Here is a 1,805-nt window from a genome sequence, read left to right as displayed (position 1 = left end):
CGGTGACGCGGGGCGGCGACTTCACGACGGCGGCGGCGCAGACGCTGGTCGACGGGCTGACCTATGGCAACGGCTCGGTCGATCCGACCGCCGGCGCGCGGGTGGTGACGCTGACCTCGATCCGCGACAGCGGCGGCAGCGGGGCCGGCAGCGTCGACACGACGGCGCTCTCGGCGGCCGCGACGGTGACGGTGACCCCGGTCAACGACGCGCCGACGCTGGCGGCGACGGTGGGGGCGAAGACCTTCACCGAAGGCGGCGCGGCGGTGGCGTTGTGGTCGGGGGTGAGCGGTTCGACGATCGAAGCCGGGCAGACCTTCGGCCAGATCCGATTGACGGTGTCGGGGCTTTCCGACGGGGTGAACGAGCAACTGACGATCGACGGGTCGGCGGTGACGCTGACCAACGGCACGACCGGCACGACGACCGGCGGGCTCGGGGTCGGCTATGCGGTGAGCGTGACGGGGTCAACGGCGACGGTGACCCTGACCGGGGCGCTGAGCGGCGCGCAGCTGACGAGCCTGTTGCAGGGGGCGACCTATCGGGACCTCGGCAATCCGACGGCGGGCGACCGCGTCGTCACCCTCACTTCGGTGAAGGACAGCGGCGGGACGGCGAACGGCGGCGTCGACACGACGACTTCCGGGTTGCCGGCGGCGGAGACGGTGACGGTGGCGCGGCTCAACCATGCGCCGACGCTGACCACGACCGCGGAGACGCCGACCTTCGTGGAGAAGGGCGGCGCGGTGTCGCTGTTCTCGGGCACGGCGATCGGGCTGGGGACGGGCGACGGCGGGCAGACGATCCGGCAGTTGGTGCTGACGGTGTCGTCGGTGTCGGACGGCGCGGCCGAGCARCTGACGATCGACGGCACGGCGGTGGCGCTGGTGGCGGGCACGACCACGACGTCGGGCGGCGCGACGGTGGTGGTGACGGTGGCCGGTTCGACGGCGACGCTGACGGTGACGCGGGGCGGCGACTTCACGACGGCGGCGGCGCAGACGCTGGTCGACGGGCTGACCTATGGCAACGGCTCGGTCGATCCGACCGCCGGCGCGCGGGTGGTGACGCTGACCTCGATCCGCGACAGCGGCGGCAGCGGGGCCGGCAGCGTCGACACGACGGCGCTCTCGGCGGCCGCGACGGTGACGGTGACCCCGGTCAACGATGTGCCGACGCTCGCCGCGACGGTGGGGGCGAAGACCTTCACCGAAGGCGGTGCGGCGGTGGCGTTGTGGTCGGGGGTGACGGCTTCGACGATCGAGGCCGGGCAGACCTTCGGCCAGATCCGATTGACGGTGTCGGAGCTCTCCGACGGGGTGAACGAGCAACTGACCCTCGACGGGTCGGCGGTGACGCTGACCAACGGCACGACCGGCACGACGACCGGCGGGCTCGGGGTCGGCTATGCGGTGAGCGTGACGGGCGGAACCGCGACGGTGACCCTGACCGGGGCGTTGAGCGGCGCGCAGCTGACGAGCCTGTTGCAGGGGGCGACCTATCGGGACCTCGGCAATCCGACGGCGGGCGACCGCGTCGTCACCCTCACTTCGGTGAAGGACAGCGGCGGCACGGCGAACGGCGGCGTCGACACGACGACTTCCGGGTTGCCGGCGGCGGAGACGGTGACGGTGGCGCGGCTCAACCATGCGCCGACGCTGACCACGACCGCGGAGACGCCGACCTTCGTGGAGAAGGGCGGCGCGGTGTCGCTGTTCTCGGGSACGGCGATCGGGCTGGGGACGGGCGACGGCGGGCAGACGATCCGGCAGTTGGTGCTGACGGTGTCGTCGGTGTCGGACGGC

1 protein-coding gene is annotated in these 1,805 nt (G+C 72.8%); it reads left to right on the top strand.

Annotated features, from left to right (window positions below; translation table 11 throughout):
• A partial coding sequence (locus EYW49_RS23190; RefSeq protein ID WP_206365541.1) for a beta strand repeat-containing protein occupies positions 1 to 1,805 on the top strand: 1,805 nt, incomplete at both ends.

This window comes from Siculibacillus lacustris, assembly GCF_004328075.1.
Lineage (GTDB): Bacteria > Pseudomonadota > Alphaproteobacteria > Rhizobiales > Ancalomicrobiaceae > Siculibacillus > Siculibacillus lacustris.
Note: the sequence above shows the minus strand (reverse complement) of the source record. Positions and strands in the feature narration are given on the sequence as shown.